General features: G+C 64.7%; 24 protein-coding genes and 1 other RNA gene. 14 read left to right on the top strand and 11 right to left on the bottom strand.

Features of this window, described 5'->3' with window-relative positions:
- Window positions 1-128 precede the first annotated feature (128 nt).
- Window positions 129-1,220, bottom strand: coding sequence for an iron-sulfur cluster carrier protein ApbC (gene apbC / locus ABD002_RS00660; RefSeq protein WP_343786091.1), 1,092 nt, complete (start codon window positions 1,218-1,220; stop codon window positions 129-131).
- Between the two features lie 121 nt (window positions 1,221-1,341).
- Here apbC and ABD002_RS00665 point away from each other — a divergent pair, with 121 nt between their 5' ends.
- From ABD002_RS00665 to ABD002_RS00695, 7 genes are all read left to right on the top strand, one after another.
- A complete protein-coding gene (locus ABD002_RS00665; RefSeq protein WP_343786093.1) occupies window positions 1,342-1,791 on the top strand; it encodes a DUF2147 domain-containing protein in 450 nt (149 codons plus the stop codon).
- 101 nt (window positions 1,792-1,892) lie between these two features.
- Entirely contained in the window at window positions 1,893-4,046 is a 2,154-nt protein-coding gene (gene metG / locus ABD002_RS00670; protein WP_343786095.1) for a methionine--tRNA ligase, read from the top strand.
- A gap of 103 nt (window positions 4,047-4,149) precedes the next feature.
- The gene (locus ABD002_RS00675) at window positions 4,150-4,536 is read left to right on the top strand and encodes a hypothetical protein (RefSeq protein WP_343786097.1); all 387 of its coding nucleotides are present in this window, start codon (window positions 4,150-4,152) and stop codon (window positions 4,534-4,536) included.
- Between the two features lie 16 nt (window positions 4,537-4,552).
- On the top strand, window positions 4,553-5,143 hold the full coding sequence (locus tag ABD002_RS00680) for a putative signal transducing protein (RefSeq protein WP_343786099.1): 591 nt from the start codon (window positions 4,553-4,555) through the stop codon (window positions 5,141-5,143).
- The gene (locus tag ABD002_RS00685; RefSeq protein ID WP_343786101.1) at window positions 5,140-5,787 is read left to right on the top strand and encodes an RnfABCDGE type electron transport complex subunit B; all 648 of its coding nucleotides are present in this window, start codon (window positions 5,140-5,142) and stop codon (window positions 5,785-5,787) included. The genes ABD002_RS00680 and ABD002_RS00685 overlap by 4 nt, the downstream gene beginning before the upstream one ends.
- Window positions 5,784-6,422: an endonuclease III gene (gene nth, locus ABD002_RS00690; RefSeq protein ID WP_343786103.1), complete on the top strand. Its 639-nt coding sequence runs from the start codon at window positions 5,784-5,786 to the stop codon at window positions 6,420-6,422. The genes ABD002_RS00685 and nth overlap by 4 nt, the downstream gene beginning before the upstream one ends.
- 122 nt (window positions 6,423-6,544) lie before the next feature.
- Window positions 6,545-7,804: an OprO/OprP family phosphate-selective porin gene (locus ABD002_RS00695; protein WP_343786105.1), complete on the top strand. Its 1,260-nt coding sequence runs from the start codon at window positions 6,545-6,547 to the stop codon at window positions 7,802-7,804.
- A gap of 94 nt (window positions 7,805-7,898) precedes the next feature.
- Here ABD002_RS00695 and dapB read toward each other — a convergent pair whose 3' ends face one another.
- The 6 genes from dapB to hrcA all read right to left on the bottom strand — a co-directional run bounded on the left by dapB (window position 7,899) and on the right by hrcA (window position 14,419).
- On the bottom strand, window positions 7,899-8,726 hold the full coding sequence (gene dapB, locus ABD002_RS00700) for a 4-hydroxy-tetrahydrodipicolinate reductase (protein ID WP_343786107.1): 828 nt from the start codon (window positions 8,724-8,726) through the stop codon (window positions 7,899-7,901).
- A 188-nt stretch (window positions 8,727-8,914) separates the two neighbouring features.
- Window positions 8,915-10,039 (bottom strand): molecular chaperone DnaJ, encoded by a 1,125-nt coding sequence (gene dnaJ, locus ABD002_RS00705; RefSeq protein WP_343786109.1) that lies wholly within the window; start codon window positions 10,037-10,039, stop codon window positions 8,915-8,917.
- The gene (locus ABD002_RS00710) at window positions 10,036-10,608 is read right to left on the bottom strand and encodes a TMEM175 family protein (RefSeq protein WP_343786111.1); all 573 of its coding nucleotides are present in this window, start codon (window positions 10,606-10,608) and stop codon (window positions 10,036-10,038) included. Before ABD002_RS00710 ends, dnaJ begins: the two co-directional genes overlap by 4 nt.
- Before the next feature lie 92 nt (window positions 10,609-10,700).
- Window positions 10,701-12,620, bottom strand: a complete 1,920-nt coding sequence (gene dnaK, locus ABD002_RS00715; protein ID WP_343786113.1) for a molecular chaperone DnaK — start codon at window positions 12,618-12,620, stop codon at window positions 10,701-10,703.
- 101 nt (window positions 12,621-12,721) lie between these two features.
- Window positions 12,722-13,243 (bottom strand): nucleotide exchange factor GrpE, encoded by a 522-nt coding sequence (grpE, locus tag ABD002_RS00720; RefSeq protein WP_343786115.1) that lies wholly within the window; start codon window positions 13,241-13,243, stop codon window positions 12,722-12,724.
- Between the two features lie 120 nt (window positions 13,244-13,363).
- Window positions 13,364-14,419: a heat-inducible transcriptional repressor HrcA gene (hrcA, locus tag ABD002_RS00725; protein ID WP_343786117.1), complete on the bottom strand. Its 1,056-nt coding sequence runs from the start codon at window positions 14,417-14,419 to the stop codon at window positions 13,364-13,366.
- Between the two features lie 163 nt (window positions 14,420-14,582).
- Here hrcA and recN point away from each other — a divergent pair, with 163 nt between their 5' ends.
- Complete coding sequence (gene recN / locus ABD002_RS00730; protein WP_343786119.1) at window positions 14,583-16,265, top strand: DNA repair protein RecN; 1,683 nt, start codon at window positions 14,583-14,585, stop codon at window positions 16,263-16,265.
- Between the two features lie 150 nt (window positions 16,266-16,415).
- Window positions 16,416-17,024: an REP-associated tyrosine transposase gene (locus ABD002_RS00735; RefSeq protein ID WP_343786121.1), complete on the top strand. Its 609-nt coding sequence runs from the start codon at window positions 16,416-16,418 to the stop codon at window positions 17,022-17,024.
- Here ABD002_RS00735 and fur read toward each other — a convergent pair.
- The gene (gene fur / locus ABD002_RS00740) at window positions 16,997-17,410 is read right to left on the bottom strand and encodes a ferric iron uptake transcriptional regulator (RefSeq protein WP_343786123.1); all 414 of its coding nucleotides are present in this window, start codon (window positions 17,408-17,410) and stop codon (window positions 16,997-16,999) included. The two genes, ABD002_RS00735 and fur, sit on opposite strands and share 28 nt — an antisense overlap.
- 92 nt (window positions 17,411-17,502) lie before the next feature.
- On the opposite strand from fur, the gene ABD002_RS00745 reads away from it, so the two are divergent.
- Window positions 17,503-17,931: an outer membrane protein assembly factor BamE gene (locus tag ABD002_RS00745; protein ID WP_343786125.1), complete on the top strand. Its 429-nt coding sequence runs from the start codon at window positions 17,503-17,505 to the stop codon at window positions 17,929-17,931.
- On the opposite strand, the gene ABD002_RS00750 is transcribed toward ABD002_RS00745, so the two are convergent.
- Together ABD002_RS00750 and ABD002_RS00755 are read right to left on the bottom strand one after the other, a co-directional pair.
- Window positions 17,922-18,236 carry an RnfH family protein gene (locus ABD002_RS00750; protein WP_343786127.1) on the bottom strand — a complete coding sequence of 105 codons (315 nt, stop codon included), beginning with the start codon at window positions 18,234-18,236 and terminating at the stop codon, window positions 17,922-17,924. The two genes, ABD002_RS00745 and ABD002_RS00750, sit on opposite strands and share 10 nt — an antisense overlap.
- Entirely contained in the window at window positions 18,229-18,663 is a 435-nt protein-coding gene (locus ABD002_RS00755; protein WP_343786129.1) for a type II toxin-antitoxin system RatA family toxin, read from the bottom strand. Before ABD002_RS00755 ends, ABD002_RS00750 begins: the two co-directional genes overlap by 8 nt.
- A 30-nt stretch (window positions 18,664-18,693) precedes the next feature.
- On the opposite strand from ABD002_RS00755, the gene smpB reads away from it, so the two are divergent.
- On the top strand, window positions 18,694-19,185 hold the full coding sequence (gene smpB, locus ABD002_RS00760) for an SsrA-binding protein SmpB (protein ID WP_343786131.1): 492 nt from the start codon (window positions 18,694-18,696) through the stop codon (window positions 19,183-19,185).
- A 130-nt stretch (window positions 19,186-19,315) separates the two neighbouring features.
- Here the strand turns inward: smpB and ABD002_RS00765 are convergent, their stop codons facing one another.
- On the bottom strand, window positions 19,316-20,152 hold the full coding sequence (locus tag ABD002_RS00765) for a sulfotransferase domain-containing protein (protein WP_343786133.1): 837 nt from the start codon (window positions 20,150-20,152) through the stop codon (window positions 19,316-19,318).
- 86 nt (window positions 20,153-20,238) lie between these two features.
- Here ABD002_RS00765 and ssrA point away from each other — a divergent pair.
- The 3 genes from ssrA to ABD002_RS00780 all read left to right on the top strand — a co-directional run bounded on the left by ssrA (window position 20,239) and on the right by ABD002_RS00780 (window position 22,257).
- Window positions 20,239-20,593, top strand: a transfer-messenger RNA (tmRNA) gene (gene ssrA / locus ABD002_RS00770).
- A gap of 369 nt (window positions 20,594-20,962) precedes the next feature.
- Window positions 20,963-21,709, top strand: a complete 747-nt coding sequence (locus ABD002_RS00775) for a hypothetical protein (RefSeq protein WP_343786135.1) — start codon at window positions 20,963-20,965, stop codon at window positions 21,707-21,709.
- 182 nt (window positions 21,710-21,891) lie between these two features.
- The gene (locus tag ABD002_RS00780; protein ID WP_343786137.1) at window positions 21,892-22,257 is read left to right on the top strand and encodes a Rap1a/Tai family immunity protein; all 366 of its coding nucleotides are present in this window, start codon (window positions 21,892-21,894) and stop codon (window positions 22,255-22,257) included.
- The last annotated feature ends 647 nt before the right edge of the window (window positions 22,258-22,904 follow it).

Raw genomic sequence — 22,904 nt, forward strand, 5'->3', positions numbered from 1 at the left:
TCGGGAATGGAGAATAGGGAACCGCAAGAGCACCTCAATGATGGCCGGAGACCGTGAACAGGAGCGCGATCCCGGAACAGCCGACGAGCTATTCCGATTCCCGATTCCCCATTCCCGAATCCCGGCTCTCACGTGTTCTGCACAACGATCTTCGGAAACGAGATCGCCTTGTTGCGCGCCCGCAGCGCCAGCCGCGCAGCCGCTTTGCGTGCGATCTCGCGGTAGCGCACGGTGAGGTCGGACTCCGGCATCGCGACGACCGTCGGCGTACCGCCGTCGGCCTGCTCGCGAATGCGGATATCCAGCGGCAACGAACCCAGCAACGGCACGTCGTACTGCGCCGCCATGCGCGCGCCGCCGCCCTCGCCGAAGATATGCTCCTCGTGGCCGCAGGCCGAACAGACGTGCGTCGCCATGTTCTCGATGATGCCGAGCACCGGCACGTTGACCTTCTCGAACATCTTCAGCGCCTTCTTCGCGTCGAGCAGCGCGATGTCCTGCGGCGTCGTCACGATCACCGCGCCTGACACCGGAATGCGCTGGCACAGGGTCAGCTGGATATCGCCGGTTCCCGGTGGCAGGTCGATGATCAGGTAGTCGAGATCGGACCAGTTGGTCTCGCCGAGCATCTGCTGCAGCGCTTGCGTCGCCATCGGGCCGCGCCAGATCATCGCGGTGTCTTCCTCGATCATCAGGCCGATCGACATGGCCTGGATGCCGTGGCTGAGTTTCGGCTCGATACGCTTGCCGTCCTTGGTGTCCGGCTTGCCGGTCAGTCCGAGCATGCGCACCTGGCTCGGGCCGTAGATGTCCGCATCGAGCACGCCGACGCTGGCGCCTTCGGCCTTCAGCGCGAGCGCGAGATTCGCCGCGACCGTCGACTTGCCGACACCGCCCTTGCCGGAGGCGACCGCGATCACGTTCCTGACGCCCGGCAGCGGAGTCAGGCCCTGCTGCACTTCATGCGCGAACACGCGACAGGACACGCTGACCGCGGCATGCGCGATCGCCGGATCAGCCTCGAGCGCGCGCTTGATCGCGTCGGCAATCGCCGCCTGCGCGGATAGCGCCGGATAGCCGAGCAGGATGTCGACGGACACGTCGTTGGCGGCCACGCCGACTCCACGCAGCGCGCCGCTGGCGACGAGATCTTTGCCGGTATGCGGATCGATCACGCCGGCCAGGATCGTTCTGACCCGCGCTTCAAGGGATTCGGTCATTCGGGGGGAGCAAAACAGGTGGGACCCCTATTATGCCAGCGCGTCCGCTGCGGCGCGCCTTGACGGCCCCGCACGACGGCGGCAAGTTGCGAGCGTTGCCCACCCGCCCGGAGCCCGCGCCATGCTGTCACGTTGCCAACCCGTCCTCTTCGCCCTTGCGTTCGCGTTCGGCGCGCCTGCGCTGGCCGCCGACCTCACCCCGGTCGGCACCTGGACCACGATCGACGACGCCACTGGCAAGCCCAAGTCGATCGTCCAGATCACCGAGAACGCCGGCAAGCTGGAAGGCAAGGTTCTCGAGGTGCTCCAGTCCGACGAGGGCCCGCACCCAACCTGCAAGAAATGCGAGGGCGAGCGCAAGGATCAGCCCGTCGAAGGCATGACCATCCTGTGGGGCGTGAGCAAGGACGGCGACGTGTGGGATGGCGGCCAGATCCTCGATCCGAAGAACGGCAAGACCTACAAGGTGAAGCTCACGGTCACCGACAACGGCCAGAAGCTCGACGTGCACGGCTATATCGGCTTCGCGCTGCTAGGCCGCTCGCAGGTGTGGGAGCGCAAGTCGCCGTAGCGAAACGCGGTGAACTCATCGCAGGAACGACCGAAGTCCTCCTGCGGAACGGTGCCATGCGATAATTCCGCTTTGCAGCAACGAAGCGGAACCCGCGACGCATGAATGCGCCGAAGCGAAACATCCTCGTCAGCAACGCCCTGCCCTACGCGAACGGCCTGATTCATCTGGGCCACATGCTGGAGAACATCCAGGCCGACATCTGGGTGCGCGCGATGCGCATGGCCGGCCACGAAGTGCATTTCGTCTGCGCCGACGACGCGCATGGCACCTCGATCATGCTGCGCGCCGAGCGCGAAGGCATCACGCCGCAGGCGCTGATCGCGCGCGTCTGGGACGAGCACACGCGTGACCTGCGCGGCTTCGGCGTCGAGCACGATCACTATTCGACCACCGACAGCGAGGCGAACCGCGAACTCACCGGACGCATCTGGAACGCGCTGAAGGCCGGCGGCCACACCGAATCGCGCCCGGTCAAGCAGCTCTACGATCCGGTCAAGGAGATGTTCCTGCCGGATCGCTTCATCAAGGGTGAGTGCCCGAACTGCCACAGCAAGGACCAGTACGGCGACGCCTGCGAGGTCTGCGGCAAGACCTACAACCCGACCGACCTGATCCATCCGTACTCGGTGGTTTCCGGCGCGACACCGATCGAGAAGGAATCGCTGCATTTCTTCGTCAAGCTCGCCGATTTCGAGACGATGCTGAAAGGCTGGCTCGCCGAGCGACGTGATGCGGGCGGCCTGCAGGGCGAAGTCGTCAACAAGCTGCAGGAATGGTTCACCGACGGCCTGCGCAGCTGGGACGTGTCGCGCGACGCGCCCTACTTCGGCTTCGAGATCCCGGGCGAGCCCGGCAAGTTCTTCTATGTCTGGGTCGACGCGCCGGTCGGTTACCTCGCCGCGTTCAAGGAGCTCTGCGAGAGCGGCCGCAAGCCCGGACTGACGTCCGCGGACTTCGAGCGCTTCACCCAGTCCGGCGCAAACGACACTGAGATGGTGCATTTCATCGGCAAGGACATCGTGTACTTCCACACGCTGTTCTGGCCCGCGATGCTGCACGGCGCCGGCCTGCGCACGCCGACGGCGGTTCATGTGCACGGCTTCCTGACCGTGGACGGCGCGAAGATGTCCAAGTCACGCGGCACCTTCGTCAACGCGAGCACCTATCTCGACCAGCTCGATCCGGACTGGCTGCGCTACTACTTCGCGACCTTGCTCGGCCCGACGCTCGCGGATGTCGACCTCGATCTCAAGACGTTCGAGGAGCGCGTCAATTCGCACCTGGTCGGCAAGTGGGTGAACCTCGCCAGCCGCTGTGCTGGGTTCGTGCACAAGTTCTTTCACGGCACGCTCGCTGGCGCGTTATCCGCGGGTGAGCGCGCGCAATATGACACTGCGGCGACCAGGCTTTCAGCCTGCGCGGCGCTGTACGAAGCGCGTGACTACGCCGCGGCGACGCGCCTGATCGTCGAGGTTGCGGACGAGGCGAACGCCTACGTCGCGGAGAAGGCGCCGTGGCTGCTCGCCAAGGACGAGACGAAGCGCGACGAGTTGCACGTCGTCTGCACGCTCGCGCTCAACTACTTCCGCCTGCTGTCGATCTGGCTGAGCCCGGTGGTCCCGGCGATCGCGGGCCGCGCTCGCGATTTCCTCGGCGAGGGCTGGACACGTTTCGACGCCGCGTCCACGCCTGCCCTGGGGGCGCGCCTCAATGCATTCACACCGCTGACCACCCGCATCGACCCGAAGAAGATTGAAGCCATGATCGAAGCCTCGAAGGAATCGTTGAAGCCCGCCAGCGATGCGCCCACCTCTTCGGCGGGAGCGGCTTCAGCTGAGACCAGTGCCGGCAATGGGACGGACGCAAAAGGCATCGCGGCTGAAGCCGCTCCTGCGAAAGCAACGGAGTCGCCCATCGCGCCGACGGTCTCCATCGACGACTTCGCGAAACTCGACCTGCGCATCGGCAAGGTGCTCGCCTGCGACTTCGTGGACGGCTCCGACAAGCTGCTGCGCTTCGAGCTCGACGCCGGCGATCTCGGCAAACGCCAGATCTTCTCAGGCATCCGCGCCGCCTATGGCGAACCGGAGAAACTGGTGGGTCGCAGCGTCGTGTTCATCGCGAATCTCGCGCCGCGCAAGATGCGCTTCGGCGTCTCCGAAGGCATGGTCCTTTCAGCGGGCAGCGGCGGCGCGGACCTGTTCCTGCTGGATGTCGAGTCAGGCGCGCAGCCGGGAATGCCCGTCAAGTAATCCGAACCCTGTGCGGCGTCAGGAGAACGACATGTCTGCCCCGCAACCCGTGGAATCTCTCGGAACACGCTTCGGCAACGGCGTGCACCGGCACGCCGTTGCATTGATCAGCCTCGCCGTCGCTCTGTTCGGTACCAGCTACAACACATGGCGTAACCAGACAACGGAATTCCACCGCAACGTGCGTTCGGCCGGCTTCATGATGCTCGACGAACTCGGCCAGCTACAGGAGATCACCGACCGCCGCTTCTACGGCGGCGACCACAGTGACGCCAACCGGATCGGAGGATGGGGCAAGGCCACTGCCGTGCGCGACATGTCGAGCCTCATCTCGGAACCCACCCGCGCTCAAGCGCGGGGATTGTTCGAGACCTGGGCAGCCAATGTGGACAAGCTCGACAGCGGCGACGAGCAGGCCGAACAGGCGATCACCAAGACGATTTCCGACCTGCGTGCACAGGTGCTGCAGGAAATGCAGTCGCTGAACTGACCCTGCAGAGCACGTGATGCGGCGCGCCCACTGGACACCCGATCTATCCGAAGCCCACATCGTCGAGCACCTATTGCGCGAACATGGCGTCATCGCCTGGGCGTTCGACACCGAGATGGTTCGGCAGGATTGGCTGAAAACACTGGCATTCGGCGGCTACCGCGTGATGGTGTCTGATGCCGACTTCGGCAAAGCGCAGGCCGTCGTGAATGCGTATCGCAACGGCGAACTCGCATCGCAGATCGAGGACACCGAGCGTCCCAGCTGCCCTGGCTGCGGCGCCAGTGATGCGTCCGAGGATCTCCGTCCGCGCCGCGCAGTGTTCATGCTTCTGATTGCGTCTGATGGACTATCGATTCCTTTCTTATTCGCAACCCATACAGCATCCGGCGCGTCATGGTTCGTAGCGTCGTACCTCGTCTTGCAGCTCCTGCTCCTGACACCCGGCGTCGCGGCACGCATCGTCAAATGGCGCTATCGCTGCCTTGCCTGCGATCGGACATGGCGGGAACCGCCCGGGCGCGCTTTCCGGGATCTAGCACATGCCGTGGAGGCCGCAAGCCGGGACAGGCATGATCCCGCAAATCCCGTACACCCAAGACCATGATCCAAACCTTGCTCATCGAGCGCATCGACGCGCTGCTTCCACAGACGCAATGCACGCGCTGCGGTTATCCGACCTGCCGTGCATACGCCGAAGCGATCGCCGGTGACCGGGCGGACATCAATCAATGCCCGCCCGGCGGTGCCGCCGGCATCGACGCGCTTGCGGGACTGCTCGGACGTGTGGCCAAGCCGTTGAATCCGGCGAACGGCCGCGAGGAAGCGCCTACGGTCGCACTCATCGACGAAGACATCTGCATCGGCTGCACGAAGTGCATCCAGGCTTGCCCGGTCGATGCGATCGTCGGCGCGGCGAAGCGCATGCACACGATCATCGCGGCCGAATGCACCGGTTGCGGGCTTTGTCTGCCGCCCTGCCCGGTCGATTGCATCGCGCTGGTTCCGACCGCTGACCGGCCTCTCGAACGCGTGGACGTGCTCGATCGCGCCGGGCATGCGCGCCGCCGCTTCGACGCGCGCAACGTGCGCCTCATGCGCGAACGCGGCGAACGCGATGCGCGCCGGGCTGCGGCACAACCGAAGCCCGACGAAAACCCCGCGCCGATCAGCCGCTCGGCCGTGCTCGAGGCGATCGCGCGCGGCAAGGCGCGGCGCCAGCCCGATGCGAAGGACCCACCGGACCGATGAAGCGCGAGAAGATCGTCGAACTGTTCCGCCGCCTGCGCGAACTGAACCCGCACCCGACCACCGAACTCGACTACACGACGCCGTTCGAGCTGCTGGTCGCGGTGATCCTGTCCGCCCAGGCGACCGATGTCGGCGTGAACAAGGCGACGCGGAAGCTGTTCCCGGTCGCGAACACGCCGCAGGCGATCCTCGACCTGGGCGAAGCAAAACTGAAATCCTTCATCGCCACAATCGGCCTGTTCAACGCGAAGGCGAAGAACGTGATCGCCACCTGCCGCCTCCTGGTCGAGCAGCATGGTGGCGAAGTGCCGCGCTCGCGCGAGGCGCTGGAGGCGTTGCCTGGCGTCGGCCGCAAGACGGCCAATGTCGTGTTGAACACCGCGTTCGGCGAGCCGACCATCGCCGTGGATACGCATATCTTCCGCGTCGCAAACCGCACGGGGCTGGCGCCCGGAACGACCGTGCGCATCGTCGAGGACAAGCTCGCCAAGGCCGTGCCGCAGGAATTCCGCAAGGATGCGCACCACTGGCTGATCCTGCATGGGCGCTATGTCTGCAAGGCGCGCAAGCCGGAATGTCCGCAGTGTGCGATCAATGACTTGTGCGCTTATCGTCACAAGACGGTCACGCCCTGACAGGCCGCCACAGAGCCGCAGGAATGGGCGTTTCGCGTTAAATGAATGTTGTTTTGTCATCTAAGCGTAACAGCGGCCAGCCAGACTTCGCGACAGTTTTCCGCCCCGTTTCGAGGATCCCGATGAAACTGCGACATGCGATCGCCGCCGCCCTAATCTGCGCGTTCGGCACCAACGCGATGGCTTACGACCTGCTCAACGACTGGCCGACCAAGTACAAGACCGACGACGGCTACGAGTACGGTTTCAAGGGCCTGTACCAGTTCGACACCAACCGGTTCTCCGGCGACACCGCGAACCCGACCAACGGCAAGGAGATCCTTCCGGACGCGACCGCGTGGCGCCGCAAGGAATTCAACTTCTATGGCAAGACGCCGTGGGGTCTCGACTTCAACATCGGCTACGACTTCACGGTCTCGGGCCACAGGACGGCCACGACCGGCGTCCACGGCCAGTGGATCGACAACTTCGTCCGCTACAGCAGCAAGGACTACGGTGACTTCCGCCTTGGCCAGTACAAGACGCCGGTCGGCTGGGAAGAAGCGTCCAGCTCGAGTGCGACGACGTTCCTGGAACGCTCGCTGCCCGTGCAGGCGACCAACATGGGCCGCCGCATCGGCGTCGACTGGTCGTACTACGGCATTCCCAACTGGATGCTCTATGCCGCGTATTTCAGCGGCGGCGATCTGAACGGCAAGAACAAGGGCAACGGCCCGGCCGCTCGCGTCGTCTGGAATCCGCTCAATCGCCAGCCGGGCGCCGGCTCGCGCGAGGAAAGCGAAGTGATCCACCTCGGCATCGCCGCTTCGCGCGAGGATCGCGATGCGACCACCGACGGCCGCGGGATCACGACGCCGGCGCAGGCACGTTTCCGTGCGCGCCCCGAGGCGAACCTGCTCGGCACGCGTCTTGTCGACACCGGCAATCTCAACAATCCGGGCGGCATCGACCGCATCGGCCTGGAAGCGGCATGGATCCACGGCCCGCTGCTGGTGCAAGGCGAATACCTGACCTTCAGCGCGAGTCCGGCCGGCAAGCCGAGCTACAGCGGCAACGGTTTCTATGCGCAGGGATCGTGGGTGCTGACCGGCGAGAGCCGTCCGTACAGCAAGGGCGCGATCGGCAATATTCGTCCGGTCAACGATTTCGGTGCGGTCGAAGTCGCGCTGCGCTACAGCCAGGTCGACCTCAACGATGGCCCGGTCTTCGGCGGCAAGGAGCACGACTGGACCATCGGTGCGAACTGGTATCTCGGCCAGCACCTCAAGTTCCAGGCCAACTACATCTGGGCCAACAGCACCAAGCGCTACGGCGCGCCGATCAATGGCGACGCCGCCGTCGATCCGCGCGTGTTCGAACTGCGCGCGCAGGTCTACTTCTAAGTTTCCGAGTCTCCTCCAAACGATTCACTCTCCTTGGGGCGCGCAAGCGCCCCATTTTTTTGCCTGCTACGCACGGGGTGCGAGCAGCCAGCGCCTACGCGCCGATGGCCGGACCGTTGCGGCCAGCCAGCACATCGGCCAGCGCATACCTTCCGTGTGGCCGACCGGCGATCCAGCGCGCGGCCACTATCGCGCCGCGCGCGAAGATGTCGCGGTCGGTTGCGCGATGGACAAGTTCGATGCGTTCACCGAGTGTCGCGAACGTCACCGTGTGTTCGCCCACGATGTCGCCCGCACGGGTGACCGCGAAGCCGATACTGCCGGGCGTGCGCGCTGCGTTCACGCCGACATGCGAGAGCCTTGCGACTGCATCGAAATCCCGATCGCGGGCCGATGCGGCTTCACGCCCGAGCGCGAGCGCGGTACCGGATGGCGCATCCTGCTTGCGGCTATGGTGTGCCTCGGCGATCTCGCAGTCCCAGTCCGGCAGCGAACGCGCTGCCTCGGCGACCAGACGCGAAAGCAAGGCCACTCCGAGGCTGAAATTCGCACTCCACAGGACGGCTATCGAAGCGGCCGCGCCGTCGAGCGCCGCCTGCTGTTTCGCAGAGAGTCCGGTCGTGCCGCTGACGAACGCAATCCTGCGCTCCAGTGCAAGACCGAGCGCGTGGTCGAACGCCGCGGCCACGCTGAAATCGATCAATACGGCCGGGGTGAGGTCGGCAGGCAACGATGAGGTGCAGACGATCGCCGGCGCGCGGCTACCGAGCGTCGCGGCGAGCGGCTGGCCTTCGAGATCCGATCCGGATCGCACCAATGCGGCGACCAGCGCGACATCGCCGCGCCCGATCATCGTGCGCAGGATCGCCTGGCCCATACGGCCGGCGGCGCCGTGGACGGCGATCGGGGTGGTTGTGGTCATTGGGCTTCCGTCGTCCGCAGAGCGACGCGTAGCCTAGCGCATCCGTCACCGGATGCATCGCCCGCGCAGGACGTGTTTTGTAGGAGCGGCTTCAGCCGCGATGTTCTCGCGCATTCTGCCGAGCCGGGGAAAAAGCATCGCGGCTGAAGCCGCTCCTACGAGACCTAAGGCGCGTGCAAGCAACTAAACTAGGAGATGACGCGATCCCAGAAGCGCCTGACGCCGTCCAGCCACGAGCTGTTGCGCGGCGAATGCGCGGCGGCGTCCTCGCCGTTGAACGTCGATTCGAACTGGCGCAACAGCTCGCGCTGCTCGGTGGTCAGTCGGACCGGCGTTTCGACCGCGACGCGGCAGAGCAGGTCACCAGTGCGACCGCTGCGCGCGGATTTCACGCCCTTGCCGCGCAAGCGGAACAGCTTGCCGGTCTGCGTTTCCGGCGGGATCGAGATCTCGGCCTCGCCGTCCAGGGTCGGCACCTTGAGTTCCGCGCCGAGCGCAGCCTGGCCGAAACGGATCGGGATCTCGCAGTGCAGGTCATCGCCCTCGCGCTGGAAGATCGCGTGTTCGCGCACACGAACTTCGACATAGAGATCACCGGGCACCGTTCCACTCGGCCCGGCCTCGCCCTGGCCGGTCAAACGAATGCGGTCACCGTTGTCGACGCCGGCCGGAATCTTGATCGAGAGCGTGCGCTCCGAGTGCACGCGTCCCTCGCCGCGGCATTCGCGGCACGGATTGGTGACCACCTTGCCGGCGCCGGCGCAATGCGGGCATGCCTGCTGGATCGAGAAGATGCCGTTCTGCATGCGCACGCGGCCCTGGCCGCGGCAGGTCGTGCAGGTGGAAGTCTTGCCATCCTCGGAACCACTGCCGTCGCAATGCTCGCATTCGACCAGGGTCGGCACCTCGATCTGCTTGTCGGCTCCGAAAACGGCTTCCTCGAGATCGAGCTCGATCAGGTAGCGCAGGTCCGAGCCGCGCCGCACGCGGCCACCGCCGCCCATGCCGAAGATGTCCGAGAAGATGTCGCCGAAGATGTCGCCGACGTCGCCATTGAATCCGCCGCCGCCGCGTCCGCCCATGCCGTGTTCGAACGCGGCGTGGCCATGCTGGTCATACAGGGAGCGCTTGCGCTGGTCGGAGAGGATTTCGTAGGCCTCCTTGGCCTCCTTGAACTTCTCCTGTGCCGCCGGATCATCCGGACAGCGGTCCGGATGCAGCTTCATCGCAAGGCGACGGAACGACTTCTTGAGCTCCTCGTCGTTCGCGCCGCGCGCGACGCCAAGGGTTTCGTAATAGCAACGCTTGCTCATGTGGCGACCTTCTCCATGCGCCGATCAGGGACGAACCAGACCAACGCGACCGTCACATACAGCACGCAGGCGATCCAGGGATTGAGGAATGCCAGCGGAATCGCCAGCGCGTACAGCACGATCGAAAGCTTGCCTTTGGCGTCGCGACCCAACGCCGTCGCAAGCGCGCCATCCAGGCCATTGCAGGCGATCAGCTCGCGCGCGAGCAGAGGCCAGGCCAGCGCCGCCATCAGCAGCACGCCGCCGTACAGCGCGGTCGGCACCGCGGCGAAATGGTTCTCGCTCATCCATGCGGTGACGAACGGGAACAACGAGATCCAGAACAGCAGGTGCAGGTTCGCCCACATCGCACGCCCGTTGATCCGCTCGACGGTCTTGAACATGTGATGGTGGTTGTTCCAGTAGATGCCGACATAGACGAAACTCAGGATGTAACTCAGGAACACCGGCCACAGCTCGCACAACGCCGCCAGCGTCGGCGCGTGCGGCACCTTCATCTCCAGCACCATGATCGTGATGATCACCGCGATCACGCCATCGCTGAACGCTTCGAGTCGTCCCTTGTCCATCGACCATCCCGCCAGGCACCGCATCGCGCGTGTCGAGCGGCGCCGGGCGCCGCTCGAACACGCACCGTTTTTCCGGCTGCGCCGGAATAACCTTACTTGTCCTTCACCTCGGTGAACTCCGCGTCGACGACATCGTCGTTCTTTGCCGAGCCACCGGCCTGCGCATGCGCACCGGCATCCGCGGCCTCACCGGCCGGCGGCGTCGCCGCGGCGGCCGCGAACAGCGATTGCGCGACCTGCTCCAGTGTGGTCGTGCGCGCCTCGATCTGCGCCTTGTCGTCGCCCTTCATCACCTTCTCGAGATCGGCCAGCGCTTCCTCGATGCGGCCGATGTCGCCCGCGACCTTGCCGCCGTGCTCCTTGATCGCGGCGCGCGTCGAGTGCACCAGCTGATCAGCCTTGTTGCGCGCACCGATCAGCTCGTGGAACTTCTTGTCCTCTTCCTTGTTCGCCTCGGCGTCGCGCACCATGCGCTGGATCTCGTCCTCGGACAGGCCCGAGCCGGCCTTGATCTCGATGCGCTGTTCCTTGCCGGTGTTCTTGTCCTTGGCGCCGACGTGCAGGATGCCGTTCGCGTCGATGTCGAACGTGACCTCGACCTGCGGCATGCCGCGCGGTGCCGGCTGGATGCCGGCCAGGTCGAACTTCGCCAGCGACTTGTTGTAGCGCGCCTGCTCGCGTTCACCCTGCAGCACGTGCACGGTGACCGCGGACTGATTGTCTTCGGCCGTTGAGAACACCTGCGATGCCTTGGTCGGAATCGTCGTGTTCTTCTCGATCAGCTTGGTGAACACGCCGCCGAGCGTCTCGATGCCGAGCGACAGCGGGGTCACGTCGAGCAGCAGCACGTCCTTGACGGTGCCGCCGAGCACGCCACCCTGGATCGCCGCGCCGACCGCGACCGCCTCGTCGGGGTTCACGTCCTTGCGCGGCTCCTTGCCGAAGAAATCCTTGACTGCTTCCTGCACCTTCGGCATGCGCGTCTGGCCGCCGACCAAGATGACTTCCTGGACGTCGGAAACCTTCAGACCCGCATCGTTCAGCGCGGTACGGCACGGCCCGATCGTCTTCTCGACGAGATCGCCGACCAACGCCTCGAGCTTCGCGCGCGTGAGCTTGATGTTCAGATGCTTCGGACCCGACGAGTCCGCCGTGATGTACGGCAGGTTCACCTCGGTCTGGTGCGCGCTCGACAGCTCGATCTTGGCGCGCTCGGCGGCGTCCTTCAGACGCTGCAACGCGAGCGGATCGTTCTTGAGATCGACGCCCTGGTCCTTCTTGAATTCGTCGACGAGGTAGTCGATGACGCGCTTGTCAAAGTCCTCACCGCCGAGGAAGGTGTCACCGTTCGTGGCCAGCACCTCGAACTGCTTCTCGCCGTCGACTTCCGCGATCTCGATGATCGAGATGTCGAACGTGCCGCCGCCGAGGTCATAGACCGCGATCTTGCGATCGCCGCCCTTCTTGTCGAGTCCATAGGCCAGCGCGGCCGCGGTCGGCTCGTTGATGATCCGCTTCACTTCCAGGCCCGCGATGCGCCCGGCGTCCTTGGTCGCCTGGCGCTGCGAGTCGTTGAAGTAGGCCGGCACCGTGATGACCGCTTCGGTCACCGGCTCGCCGAGGAAGTCCTCGGCGGTCTTCTTCATCTTCATCAGCACCTTGGCCGAGATCTCCTGCGGCGGCATCTTCCTGCCGTCCGCGGTCTCGGTCCACGCATCGCCGTTGTCGTGCGCGATGATCTTGTACGGCACCATGTTGATGTCTTTCTGCACTTCCGCGTCGGTGAACTTGCGGCCGATCAGGCGCTTCACCGCGTAGAACGTGTTCTTCGGATTCGTGACCGCCTGACGCTTCGCGGTCGCGCCGACCACGACTTCGTTGTCCTTGAACGCGACCACCGACGGCGTCGTGCGATCGCCCTCGGAGTTCTCGATCACGCGCGTCGTACTGCCTTCCATGACCGCCACGCACGAGTTGGTCGTGCCGAGGTCGATACCGATGATCTTGCCCATTTCTGTACTCTCCCGCTCTGAATTCTCATGCGGCCCCGCAGGCCGCGACTGTCGCCAAATCTGGGGTTATGCGCTTGTGTTTCAAGCGCTTTCGTGCGGCGCTACTTCGTGACCGCGACCAGCGCCGGTCGCAGCAGCCGGTCGTTCAGCACATATCCCTTCTGCATGACCGCAGCGACACGTCCGGACGGATGCTCGGCGCTCTCGACCATGCTCATCGCCTGGTGATGCTCAGGATTGAATGGCTCGCCGACCGCGCCGGCGGTCTTCAACCCGTTCGCGTCGGTGACGCGGATCAGCTCACGCAGGGTCAGTTCGACGCCGCTGCGCAGCGCCGCGGGGTCGCCGACCTCCGCAGCCAGCCCGCGTTCCAGATTGTCGAGCACCGGCAGCAGATCGGCCAGCAGTTTCTCGTTGGCGAAGCGGCGGGCCTGCTCGAGGTCACGCTGCAGACGTTTGCGCTGGTTGTCGAGTTCGGCGCGCTCGCGCAGCACCGTCTCGCGCATCTCGGCGAGCTTGGTCTCGTACTCGCCGAGCTGGCGCGACAAGCTCTCGAGATCGCTGTTGACGGTCTCGTCGAGTGTTTCGGGCGGCCGCGTCGCCATCGGATCCGTATTCTCCATTGCTCCTCCAAATCAAAACCCTGCCCTCCACCGGGTGGCGGATGGCTGTCATCGTATTTTCAAGGTACGGCTGGCGACCGGCCACATGGCACGCTCGCGACGAACCCCCGCTGCCGCCCGTTATAAGGTCGGCTGCGACCGCTTCAAGGCGCCGGAAATGATCGCCGCCGTCGCCTGCACCACCGGAATCACGCGTTCGTAGGCCATCCGGGTCGGCCCGATCACGCCGAGTACGCCGAGTACGCGCCCGCCGACCCCGTATGGCGCCGTGACCAGGCTCCAGGTGTCCAGCGCCGCGAATCCGGATTCCTCGCCGATGAACAGGCGTACCCCCTCGGCATGCGAGCAGCGCTCGAGCAGTTGCAGCAGATCGCGTTTGCGCTGGAACGCCTCGAACAGTTCGCGCAGGCGGTCCACGTCGGAGACGTCCTGCCTGCCCATCAGGTTGGTCTGACCGGCGACCAGCATGTCACTTCCCGCGCTGCCCTGGAATGCGGCTTGCGCCACCTCGACCGCGGCCGCAAGCAGGTGGTTCAAGCGCGCCCCCTCTTCCTGCATCTCGCGCAGCAGCCGCGCGCGGATGTCGTCGAGACGCATGCCGGTGAAATGCGCGTTCAGATAGTTCGCGACCTGCTCCAATTCGCTGGGGCCGTAGGCACGCTGGGTGGTGATCACGCGGTTCTGCACCTGGCCGTCGGTGAACACCAGGATCACCAGTACGCGGTTGCTATCAAGCGGCACGAAATCGATATGCCGGAACGGAAACTCGTCGCGCTTGGGCACGCTGACCACGCCGACGAAGTGGGTCATCTCGGACAGCAGCGAAGTCGCGCTGCCCAGCAGGTCCGGGGTCGACGCGTCGGTCGGCAGTTCGCGGCGCAGCTGGTCGACCTCGGGCTCGCCGAGCGGACGCATCTCGAGCAGGCTGTCGACGAACACACGATAACCCTGCGAGGTCGGCACGCGACCGGCCGAGGTGTGCGGCGCGGCGACCAGCCCGAACTCCTCGAGATCGGACATGATGTTGCGGATCGTCGCCGGGCTCACGTCCAGCCCCGACGCCTTCGCCAGCGTGCGCGAGCCGATCGGCTGGCCTTCGGCGATGTAGCGCGCGATCAGCGTGCGCAGCAGTTGCCGGGCACGGGCATCGAGGGCGTGGTGGGATGAGACGTTCATCGGGTTCCGGGTGGGCGCACGGGCGACGCCCTTCGATGCACGCTAACAAGCGGCACCACCTCGATCAATAGGGCCGGAACGGCCCGGATTCAACAGACCGTCTTGGCCGTTACCCGGCCGCATGCTAGCGTTCCGCGGCTTATTCGGGAGTTCCGCGCGGACGATGCTGGAAAGTCTCTACGTCAAGGATTTCGCGATTGTCGGCGAGGCCGAGATCGCGTTCGGACCGGGCATGACCGTGGTCACCGGCGAAACCGGCGCCGGCAAGTCGCTGCTGGTCGACGCCCTGTTGCTGCTGTCCGGTGGCCGCGCCGAGGCGACGATGGTGCGCCACGGCTGCGAGCGCGCCGAGCTGGCCGCCGCGTTCGACCTCGCCGCGCACCCGGACTTGCGCGACTGGCTGATCGCCGAGGACCTCGACGAGGACGGCGCCTGCCAGCTGCGTCGCGTGATCCGCAGCGAAGGCAGCTCGCGCGCGTGGATCAACGGTCGTCCGGTCACGCTGACCCAGCTGAAGACGCTGGCCGGAGGGCTGATCGAGATCCACGGTCAGCACGAGCATCAGGCCCTGCTCGACCGGACCCAGCAGCTCGCGCTGCTCGACGCGTTCGGCGAGCACGGCACCGAGGTCGCCGAGGTCACGCGCATCGCCAAGGCCTGGCGCGAAACCACCGCGCGCATCACGGAACTTTCGCGGGGAACCGACCATGCCGAGCGCATCGAATGGCTGAACCACCAGGTCGACGAGCTCGACCGGCATGCGCTGGCACCTGACGATCTGCTTGCGCTGGAGGAACAGCATCGCCGCCTCGCGAACTCGGGCCAACTGCTGCAAGGCGGCGCCGTCCTGGCCGAGCGCCTCGACGGCGACAGCGAATTCGCGTTGCTGCGCCTGGTCGCGCGCGCGCAGTCCGAAATCGCGCATCTGGCCGTGCTGGACGAGCGCCTCGAACCGATCGGCGAACTCGTCGATGCCGCGCAGATTCAGCTCGCGGAGGCCAGCGATGCGCTGGCGCGCTACCAGTCCGCGCTCGACCTCGACCCGGAGCGCCTCGCCGAGACCGAATCCCAACTCGGCAAGCTGCATGAACTCGCGCGCAAGCACCGCGTGCGCATGCCCGAACTCAAGGCGCACGCGGACAGCCTGCGCGAGGAACTGGAAAGCCTGCGCGGTGCCGGCGCGAGCATCGCGACGTTGCGCGAGGAGCAGCAGCGCCTCGCCAGTACGTATGCGGCCGCGTCGAAGAAACTCGGCAAGAAGCGCGGCACGACCGCGCAGACACTCGGCGCAGCGGTCAGCGCCCTGATGGCCGAACTCGGCATGCACGGCGGCCGCTTCGAGGTGCAACTGGAAGCGCAGTCCGGCGACGAGCCCGATCCGCAGGGCACCGAGCGCTGCGAATTCCTGGTCAGCGCAAATCCGGGCCAACCGCCGCGCGCGCTGCGCAAGGTCGCCTCGGGCGGCGAACTGTCACGCATCAGCCTCGCGATCGAAGTCGCGGCGCTCGGCAGCGACACGATCGGCACGATGGTGTTCGATGAAGTCGATTCCGGCATCGGCGGCGCGGTCGCCGAGGTTGTCGGTCAGAAACTGCGCGCGCTCGGCGAACGCTGCCAGGTGCTCTGCGTGACGCATCTGCCGCAGGTCGCCGCACAGGGGCATCGGCATCTGCGTGTCAGCAAATCCAGCGACGGCGCCTCGACCGAGACGCGTATCGAATCGCTGGATGGCACCACGCGTCGCGAGGAAGTCGCACGCATGCTTGGCGGCATCGAGATCACACGCGAGACGCTGGCGCATGCGAAGCAGATGCTGGGAAGCGCAATGCGATCCGGCGAGGAATGAAAGAGCATCGCGGCTGAAGCCGCTCCTACGAAGAGCCAGCTGTTGCTCCTGTAGGAGCGGCTTCAGCCGCGATGCCTTACCGCCGATTTCCTACGCGAGATTCCGCCTGCGTCGCTGCCGCGACCGGCGCGCAAACGCGATGCTGTCAACATGCAACGACCCAACTACCCGCCATGCGGTAGAGCGCGGCTGCGCAAGGGCCGTACGAGCGAACCAGGCCGCATCTATCTCGTCACGTTCACCACCGTGTCGAGACGACGGGTGTTCACGCAATGGGAACCTGCGGTGGCCGCAATCCGAGCATTGTGCGACCCGTCGCTCTGGCGGAATTCCCGGCTGCTCTGCTGGGTATTGATGCCAGACCATTGGCACGGATTGATCGAACTGGGAGCCACCGATTCACTTTCCGATCTGGTCCGTCGCGTAAAGGGGACGACCGCGCTCGCGGCAAATCGGGCGGTCACAGGATGCACGGGGCCGATTTGGGTCAGCGGTTTCCACGACCATGCGATCCGGGCGGATGAGGACGTAATCACCCTGGCGCGCTATGTCGTGCTTAACCCCGTCCGCGCGGGTCTCGTGACGCACAGCGGGCTGTATCCATTCTGGGACGCGATATGGATCGACGTTCGCGAAGAGCATCGCGGCAGAAGCCGCTCCTACAGGAGCAAGGCATTTTCGCGATCGCAGGCTCTTCGTAGGAGCGGCTTCAGCCGCGATGCCGTTGGGCTTTACCGCTTCTTCACCGGCCTCACATAAAGCACCAGGCTGTGATCCTCGATCACATACCCGTGCTTCGCCGCAATCTCGTGCTGCAGGCGCTCGATCTCCTCGCTGGAGAATTCGATGACCTTGCCGGATTCGACGTCGACCATGTGGTCGTGGTGCTTGCCGCGGTCCAGCTCGTAGACGGCCTGGCCGCCCTCGAAGTGGTGCTTGAGCACCATGCCGGCCGCCTCGAACTGGGTCAGCACGCGATAGACGGTCGCGAGGCCGATATCGTCGTGCTTGTCGAGCAGTTCGCGGTAGATGTCCTCGGCGGTGAAGTGCTTGCCGTCGTGGCTGTCGAGGATTTCCAGGATGCGCATGCGCGGATGGGTGACCTTGAGGCCAGCCTTGCGCAGTTCGGTCGATTCCATGTTCATCCTCCGGCGCCCTCCCTTCCCTGCGAATAACCTTGCGGTTCAGTGGGCTAGTGTATCATCGCGGACTTTCCGAACCTCTGGATCCCTCGCGCATGCGTCTTCGCTGGCTCGCCCTCCTCGCCCTCGCTCCGCTCGCCGGCTGCGGCCTCATCTACAAGGTCGATACGCAGCAGGGCAACCTGTTCGACAAGCCCACGGTCGAGGCGCTCAAGCCCGGTATGAGCAAGCGTCAGGTCACCCTGGTCATGGGTTCGCCGTCGGTGGTCAGCCCGTTCGACCAGAATCGCTGGGATTACGTCTCGACGATCCGGCGCGGCCGCAACAAGATGGAGACGAAGGACCTGACCCTGTATTTCAAGGACGACGCGCTGGTCAAGATCGACGGCGACTATTTCCCGGAGGACCCGGACCAGCTGATCAAGGACGCGCGCAAGTACAAGCGCCAGTATCCCGACGAGAAGGTTCCGGAAGACGAAAAGAAGAAGAAGCGCCAGGGCGGCGGCGGCGGCGATCAGGGCTGATCGCCACCGGCGCGCTGGCGCGAGGCGCGCCGCCGACGGGAATCCTTGGGGTCGGCCTTGAGCGGCCGGTAGAGTTCAACCCGGTCGCCATCGCGCAATCGTGTATCGCGCGGGACCGGCTTCGACCAGATCCCGATCGCGAGCGTTGCCTGATCGAGCGAAAATTCGCGCTCGATGCCGGACGCCGCGATTGCCTCAGCGACCGTAGCGCCCGCGTCGAGATCGAGCCGGCGCAGGAACTGGCGTCCCGGTTCGGCATAGGCGACCTCGACCGTGATCGAGCCGATGGGGTCCTTGTCAGGCATGTGCTTTCGCCGCGGCACGGCAGAAATCGTCGACCATGCGGTTCGCGAGGCCCTGGAAACCGAGCCGCAGCGCCGATCCAACGAGCCGGCCCGAGTATTCGAAGTCAAGCACCAGTGCGATGCGGCAGCCGTCCTCGCCGAGCGGATCGAAGGTCCACTCGCCCTCGAGCGCGTGCAGCGGACCGTCGACCAGATGCATGTGCAGGTGGCGCGGACGCTGCAGCGTGTTGCGTGTCGTGAATCCCTGGGTGAGACCGGCGAAGCGCAGGTCGAGCCGCGCGGTCAGCGCCGTATCGCCATCGCGCTCCAGCACACGGGCCGCGGCGCACCACGGAAAGCGCCTCGGGTATGCTTCGACGTCGTTGACGAGATCGAACATCCGTTCGGGCGTGTGGCGGACGAGCGCGTGGCGGCGGATCTGGATCATCGTTGATCGTTTTTTCTGATTGTAACGGACATGGCCAAGCAGAAATCCAAGGACAAGACCGGCAGCAGCACGATCGCGCTGAACAAGCGCGCGCGCCACGAATACCACATCGACGAGCACTACGAAGCCGGTATCGCGCTGCAGGGCTGGGAAGTGAAGAGCCTGCGCGCCGGCCGCATCAATCTCGGCGACGCCTACGCGATCGTCAAGGGTCGCGAGATCTTCCTGTTCGGCGCCTCGATCGTGCCGCTGATCTCGGCTTCGACGCACGTCGTCGCCGACGACCGCCGCACGCGCAAGCTGCTGCTGCACCGCGAGGAGATCGACAAGCTGATCGGCGCGATCGAGCGCAAGGGTTACACGCTGATCCCGCTCGCGTTGTACTGGAAGAACAACCGCGCCAAGGTCGACCTCGGCGTCGCCCGCGGCAAGCAGGAACACGACAAGCGCGACACCGAGAAGGAACGCGACTGGAACCGCGAGAAGCAGCGCGTGATGCGCGCCAAGAATCGCGCGGCGTAGCTCCACCGTTTCGCCTTCGTAGGAGCGGTTTCAGCCGCGATGCCTTTGTCCGGCGACCCGCACGAGAGCATCGCGGCTGAAGCCGCTCCTACAGGAAGCAAGGTAGCGCTCTGCGGGGCGCGGATCGCGCTCAATACTCCGCCGGCACATAGCCGAAGCGCGCCATTTGCTCGCGATGCGCGCTCACGACGCGTGCCACCTGATCGCGGCTCAAGACCTCGCGCCACTCGTTGATCCTACCCTTGCGGAAGAACCGCGCTCCCTTGTCGGACGCTTCGATGAATCCGTGCTTCTTCTCCAGCGAGGCGAGCGTCTGGAAGCCCGCATGCTTCATGGCCCGCTCGATGCGGGCGCGATCCTGACCGAGGCCGACCAGCCGCGCGACCTTCGCGAACTGCTTGCCAGGCTTGTCGAGAAGATCCTCGTAGCGCAGCACCAGCACGCGCTCGCCGGCCATGTCGGCCCAGCCTTTGACGTGCATCGACCACGATCCGATGATCTGCGAGACGAACTGCGCATCGTTGAGCGTGGCGACGTTCGCGTCGGCGAGACGATCGATCGCCTCGTCCAGACTGATGCCGAAATGGTGCGTCATGCTGATCGCGACATCGAGCGGATTGCGCACGACATAGATCGCGCCGGCAGTGACCTGCATGTTGTGCAGCGGATGGCCGTCGAAACTGCCGGTCATGTTATGCGTCTTCACAAAACGCGTGCCCTGCGCGCGCTCCGCGATCGCTGCATGCACGCGCGGGCGCAGTGCGGCGATCTCGCCGATGTCGAGATCGGCGCTCGGACGCCCCGCCAGCGCGGTGAACAGGTCCGGATTCGCCTCGTCCTCGGCGTAGCGCAGCAGGTCGTTCAGCGGCACGGGCTCGCTGCGGTTCGCGATCAGGTTCGCGAGAAACGCGCGCAGCCAGGTGTTGCCGGATTTCGGATAAGAGGCCAGCCAGACGATGTTGCCCATTGGTCCCCACCATGAACGAACAGACGGATGCTAACAGCTCAGCCTTGATTTCCCGTCACATTGCCGTCACCATCCATGCGTTCCCCGGGGGCGACATGGTTTCGACGGGGGATGCGAAGTAGCTTGGAGCATGCCGAGGGCGTCATCTTCCTCGTTAATCCGGTGGCAAAAAATCTAGACGCGAACGACAACGTCTACGCTCTGGCCGCTTAAGGCCTAGCCCCGAACCCACTTGTGCCTGTGCTCGTGGATGTAGGGTCATTATCACGGGATCGCTTGAAGCTGGCGTCTTTCGGCCGATAGCTAAAACTCAAGAGACTGGTCCTGCGGTGCGCTTTGCTCGCCGTGTTGCCGCAGGACGAGATCAAACGGCAAGCTAAGCATGTAGCGCCGGGCACCTAGTGCCTTCGGACGCGGGTTCAATTCCCGCCGCCTCCACCATCCACAAAAAAGGCCACCCTCGCGGTGGCCTTTTTTGTGGATGGCGGTGCGACCGGATGCGAACCCTAGCGCGCGCAGAGCGCGCCGGGTTCACTGCGAAGGCAGGATGCCGAAGCGAACATCGCCGTCAGGCGATGGCCCTCGCGCCGTGCGCGAGGGTGAGCGCCATGGATGGCGCGAATCATTCCCGCCGCATGCGTTCGGTTCGAACCGCTTCCGGGCCGCGATTGAAACTCAGCCACGATACGGAGAAAGTGCACTCTGACCCCGGCTTTGCCTCGACGCTGTGGCGAGCGCAACGTCATCAAGACGGCCGGCACCGGGCACGAGGCGATAGTTCTGCGCAATGCGCTGAGAGGCGACAACGCTATGGCCATGTGCAAGTTGTGTCGGTTGGACAAGCCGCTGTGCCAATCGCACATCTATCCGGAGTTTCTCTACGCGACGCTCTACAACGACGACGGCCGCATGATGGGCATCACGGGCGTCGGCAGAAGGGGCTGGACCTTGGTGCAAAAAGGGCTTCGCGATGAACTGCTATGCAGAGAATGCGAAGCACTGTTGAACGAGCGCTACGAAATTCCGTTTCAGCAGCAGTGGACGAACCGCTACCCATTGCCGGAACGGGCCAATGAAGGCGAAATGTTCTACGCACAGTTCGCCTATGCCACCTTCAAACTTTTTCACCTTTCTATTCTGTTTCGCGCTGCAGTGTCGAGCCACCCGATGTTCGGCGTGGTCACCCTCGGCAAGCACGAGGACATAATACGGCGCATGATTCTGGGCGGCGATGCAGGTCGCGTAGATCGGTATCCAATCTTCGCAACTGCGTTGATCAATGGCCGCGCCGAAATCGAGCGACGACTGATTGCTGCTCCAACACTCACGCGCGTCGGTGGGCACCGTATTTACGGCTTCACCTTCGATGGAGTTTTGTGGTGGTACAGCGTGTCATCGCATCGCAACCTTGAGTTCGAGAGAGGCGGTCTACAGGGCAACGGCGCAATGGCGTTCTACGTCAGTCCGTGGCACGAGCACGCCGTCACGCAAGCGGCTGCTAAAGCGCTTCGCAATCCAAGGCAGCGCCTCCGGCCAGCGCAGCGGAATGGCACATAGCCCTCGTTGGCAGTGACTACGCTCTCGGCGCGATGGCCTGCGGCAAGACCGTCGAGGAGGCGATCGAGATAGTGGCCAGGTTCGATCCGAATACGAACGAGGTCGTTGAGGAGATTACGGCTGACCCTGTGAAGGCGCGAAAAGCGCGATAGGATGCCGTCGACGCCCAACCGGAGACAGAGATGGAGAAGCCGCTTCTTCTTCTGAGTGGAGCACTACTTACGGCATGCGCAGCGGCACACGCCTCATCGTCCTACGTCAGCGCATACGACCTGCATTCACAGTGGCAGGCGGAGCAGCGTTTGGCTTCCAGTACGGCAAGCACGGCCGACGGTATCGACGCAAACCGCTACACCGCCTACGTAAGCGGCGTGGTCGACGCATTGGATGGAGCGTCTATTTGCATCCCCGATGGTGTGAAACTCGGTCAGCTTGTGGCGATGGTCGGCAAGTATCTCGACGACCACCCCGACCAATGGAACCAAGCGGCTTCAACACAAGTGTTGCTCAGCCTGTGGCCGCGCTTCCCGTGTGCGAAGAAGCACTGAGCACCCTCCGATCCGAACACCAATGGGGTCGTTGAGGAGATTACGGCTGACCCTGTGAAGGCGCCGCGCAAAGCGCGATAGGAGTCGGCGGGCTACTTTCGCAGCCCGCCTATCCTTTACCTAGTCAGAAGTAGATACAGGGCAAGCGCCGCTTTCGCGAGCATGCCAAGATCTATGCTGACGTCCAAACGGACGTTCATCATGGGGTTGATCCCGTAATGACGCGTCCGAGCGCTCAGACGCGTCGGTTAAGACGTGCCTGGACTACTTGTAACGCGCGGTAGCTCGCGCGGGCAGGAGCTTAGCTAGCAACGCTACCCACCAGCGGACGCTAATGTGATTCCCGGGAACCCCTTAGTCCTTTCGGACTGGAGTTGCGGAGATTCGCACTTCGCGCCCTTGGGCGGCTTGACCGGCCACCCCGGCCCCGGGTCATCGGGGCCTTCCGCGGCCAAGAGCTTAGGCCTTTAGCGGCGGCAGCGTTAATGCTGCACGCATGTGATGGATTTCTCAACTTTATGGTCCCCGGATAATTCACCGCAAAAATCCGTTGGGGTATCAAAATCAGAGGCTCGGTGCGTTGTCCCCCGTAGGGGTCGCGCCGTACCCTTCGAACACCGCGAGCCCTCCCGCTGCGGCTCGAATTG

Source organism: Dokdonella soli, assembly GCF_039523175.1.
Classification (GTDB): Bacteria; Pseudomonadota; Gammaproteobacteria; order Xanthomonadales; family Rhodanobacteraceae; genus Dokdonella_A; species Dokdonella_A soli.

Bases quoted from the DNA above. Each gene is read 5' to 3' on its own strand.
- ABD002_RS00735 (WP_343786121.1), top strand. From the start codon at position 16,416: ATGCAACGACCCAACTACCCGCCATGCGGTAGAGCGCGGCTGCGCAAG.
- ABD002_RS00775 (WP_343786135.1), top strand. From the start codon at position 20,963: ATGGCCATGTGCAAGTTGTGTCGGTTGGACAAGCCGCTGTGCCAATCG.
- dnaJ (WP_343786109.1), bottom strand. From the start codon at position 10,039: ATGAGCAAGCGTTGCTATTACGAAACCCTTGGCGTCGCGCGCGGCGCG.
- ABD002_RS00780 (WP_343786137.1), top strand. From the start codon at position 21,892: ATGGAGAAGCCGCTTCTTCTTCTGAGTGGAGCACTACTTACGGCATGC.
- ABD002_RS00685 (WP_343786101.1), top strand. From the start codon at position 5,140: ATGATCCAAACCTTGCTCATCGAGCGCATCGACGCGCTGCTTCCACAG.
- apbC (WP_343786091.1), bottom strand. From the start codon at position 1,220: ATGACCGAATCCCTTGAAGCGCGGGTCAGAACGATCCTGGCCGGCGTG.
- ABD002_RS00745 (WP_343786125.1), top strand. From the start codon at position 17,503: ATGCGTCTTCGCTGGCTCGCCCTCCTCGCCCTCGCTCCGCTCGCCGGC.
- grpE (WP_343786115.1), bottom strand. From the start codon at position 13,243: ATGGAGAATACGGATCCGATGGCGACGCGGCCGCCCGAAACACTCGAC.
- dapB (WP_343786107.1), bottom strand. From the start codon at position 8,726: ATGACCACAACCACCCCGATCGCCGTCCACGGCGCCGCCGGCCGTATG.
- dnaK (WP_343786113.1), bottom strand. From the start codon at position 12,620: ATGGGCAAGATCATCGGTATCGACCTCGGCACGACCAACTCGTGCGTG.
- ABD002_RS00765 (WP_343786133.1), bottom strand. From the start codon at position 20,152: ATGGGCAACATCGTCTGGCTGGCCTCTTATCCGAAATCCGGCAACACC.
- nth (WP_343786103.1), top strand. From the start codon at position 5,784: ATGAAGCGCGAGAAGATCGTCGAACTGTTCCGCCGCCTGCGCGAACTG.
- metG (WP_343786095.1), top strand. From the start codon at position 1,893: ATGAATGCGCCGAAGCGAAACATCCTCGTCAGCAACGCCCTGCCCTAC.
- recN (WP_343786119.1), top strand. From the start codon at position 14,583: ATGCTGGAAAGTCTCTACGTCAAGGATTTCGCGATTGTCGGCGAGGCC.
- ABD002_RS00755 (WP_343786129.1), bottom strand. From the start codon at position 18,663: ATGATCCAGATCCGCCGCCACGCGCTCGTCCGCCACACGCCCGAACGG.
- ABD002_RS00695 (WP_343786105.1), top strand. From the start codon at position 6,545: ATGAAACTGCGACATGCGATCGCCGCCGCCCTAATCTGCGCGTTCGGC.
- smpB (WP_343786131.1), top strand. From the start codon at position 18,694: ATGGCCAAGCAGAAATCCAAGGACAAGACCGGCAGCAGCACGATCGCG.
- hrcA (WP_343786117.1), bottom strand. From the start codon at position 14,419: ATGAACGTCTCATCCCACCACGCCCTCGATGCCCGTGCCCGGCAACTG.
- ABD002_RS00680 (WP_343786099.1), top strand. From the start codon at position 4,553: ATGCGGCGCGCCCACTGGACACCCGATCTATCCGAAGCCCACATCGTC.
- ABD002_RS00710 (WP_343786111.1), bottom strand. From the start codon at position 10,608: ATGGACAAGGGACGACTCGAAGCGTTCAGCGATGGCGTGATCGCGGTG.
- fur (WP_343786123.1), bottom strand. From the start codon at position 17,410: ATGAACATGGAATCGACCGAACTGCGCAAGGCTGGCCTCAAGGTCACC.
- ABD002_RS00665 (WP_343786093.1), top strand. From the start codon at position 1,342: ATGCTGTCACGTTGCCAACCCGTCCTCTTCGCCCTTGCGTTCGCGTTC.
- ABD002_RS00750 (WP_343786127.1), bottom strand. From the start codon at position 18,236: ATGCCTGACAAGGACCCCATCGGCTCGATCACGGTCGAGGTCGCCTAT.